This window comes from Candidatus Aegiribacteria sp. (assembly GCA_021108005.1).
GTDB lineage: Bacteria > Fermentibacterota > Fermentibacteria > Fermentibacterales > JCC-6 > Aegiribacteria.
Genome location: JAIORS010000160.1, coordinates 1 through 2,236, shown reverse-complemented (window position 1 = coordinate 2,236; position 2,236 = coordinate 1). Strand labels below are relative to the sequence as shown.

1 protein-coding gene is annotated in these 2,236 nt (G+C 48.7%); it reads left to right on the top strand.

Annotation, left to right across the window (positions count from 1 at the left end; all coding sequences use genetic code 11):
• The first annotated feature begins 33 nt into the window (after window positions 1-33).
• Window positions 34-2,208, top strand: a complete 2,175-nt coding sequence (locus K8S15_09955; protein MCD4776358.1) for a carbohydrate binding family 9 domain-containing protein — start codon at window positions 34-36, stop codon at window positions 2,206-2,208.
• The last annotated feature ends 28 nt before the right edge of the window (window positions 2,209-2,236 follow it).

Below are 2,236 nucleotides of genomic sequence, written 5' to 3'. Positions count from 1 at the left end.
TTAGTCAAAACTCAATCGGTGTAGGGAGGCATCATGTTAGCATCAATTTTACTGCTAATCGGAACACTTTCAACTCCTCAACCTTTAACTGCGGTCAGGATTCAGGATGGTCCATCAATAGATGGTGTTCTTGATGACTCTGTCTGGTTGCAGGCGGAGACTGTCTGCTGCAGACTTATGCAGTATGGCCCTGAGTACGGATCTGAAATGACCGAAGAGACCGAGATATCAATTCTCTACAACGACAGTCATATCTATTTTGCCTTCAGTATGAATGATCCCGATCCGACCACTATGTTGAACGCGCTTACTCCCAGGGATAATTATGTTACAGGTGAATGGATCGCTATTCTCCTTGATACTTGGGGAGACGGCAGGGAGGCAACCAGTTTCGAGATCAGCCTTGCCAATTCCCAGATGGACTCCAAGATAAATCCACATGGCCGCTGGGATTACAGCTGGGATGCGGTCTGGGAAAGCGGTTCCCGGGTTACCGATGAGGGTTGGACCGCGGAATTTGCCATTCCCTTCAGCTGCCTTCGATTCGATCAGACAAGTGATGCCCAGTCATGGACAGTCAACTTCCAGAGGATACTCGGTAAAACCCGTGAGAACGGATGGTATGTTCTTTCCGATGGTGGCCCCATGGCCGATCTTGAAACCTTCGCTGATCTGAACGGTATCGAAGGTATCGAAGGATCACTCGGTCTGGAGATCAGACCGTACGCTTCGGAGCGTTCCATCAATGATTCAGAACAGGATGAATGGGACAACACTTTCAATGCAGGTGTCGACATGAAGCTAGGGATAGGAAGCAGCATTGCGGCTGATTTCACGGTGAATCCCGACTTCGGTCAGATCGAAGCGGACGCGGTAGAGATGAACCTGTCCCACTTTGAGCTTTTCTTGAGGGAAAAACGACCCTTTTTCCTGGAATCTCAGAATATCTTCGAAATGCCGTTCATGATGTTTTATTCTCGTCGAATTGGTGCTGTCGCGTCGAATGGAGATGTGATTCCAATAATTGGCGGCGGCAAGATTTCCGGTTCGCTCGGAAGTGGATTCAGATTCGGATTCCTGGACGCGGTCACTGCAAGAGTTTCGGAGGATACTCTCATACTGGTTCCTGCGGTCAACTACGGGATATTCAGAACTGTGAAGGAATTTGGAGCTTTCAGCTATATAGGAATATCTGCCGTCTCCAGGGAATCCTGGAAGCAGGATGAATTTGACGCAGAGCATAACACAGCTCTTGCGCTTGACGGAGCCTTTGAAATACCGGGGAACCATATACTAAGCCTGGCTGCCGCAAGGAGCTGGAACACCGGACTTGAAGATGATGGAGCCTATGAGATAGAATTCAATAAGATACGCAGCCGTATCGGGTACGAATCCGGATTCAGGTACGTTGGCGAGAACTTCAATGTAAACGCCACCGGATTCACTACGGAAAACGGTTTCTGGGAATCATGGGGTCACTTCTGGCACAACATCCGGCCAGAAGAAACATTCAGCGAGATAGGTTACAACGGAGGAGTCTACTACGCAAAACAGCTCCATGGCGAAGTTACCGCGCAGAATGTGAATCTCAGTACTCACGCAACTCTGATGAATGGAATGAACTTCGGGATAGAAGGTAACTACTCGGGAGAATATTTCGATCCATACGAGGGACCCGAAGGTCACGCTTACAGTAACCATGCCGATTTCTACGGCTGGCTGGGGACTAACCATTTCGACCCGCTCTATGGAAGGGTCGGTTTCGGTGCAGGCCAGTGGGAATCAGGTGGAACCTTCCGTAATTACCAGGCTACATTCAGATTCAGACCGTCTGCGGCTCTTACCGTTGGTCTCGAAGGGAACATGTTCAATACCGATGGCGGAACCAATTACAACTGGGAAATTTCTGACTGGGATATAAGAGATACTTACTGGAAATCCCTCATTCTTCGTGTGAATTACATCTTCAACCCGGATATGCACCTGAGGCTCTTTTCTCAGTACTCTCGTTTCTTGATGGATTACACTCTTACTGGTGAGTCCGAGAGCAGCGACATTACTGCTAACATTCTGTTCAGCTGGCAGTACCTTCCCGGAAGCATGTTCTATTTCCTGGTTGAGAATCTTTTCGAGGAGAACGAGGAAGGCAGCTTCGGTACACCTGATATCGGCTTCTATGCCAAGCTGACCTGGTATCTTCCGATCTGATCCGGGGGGATTATTATGCATGAGAATA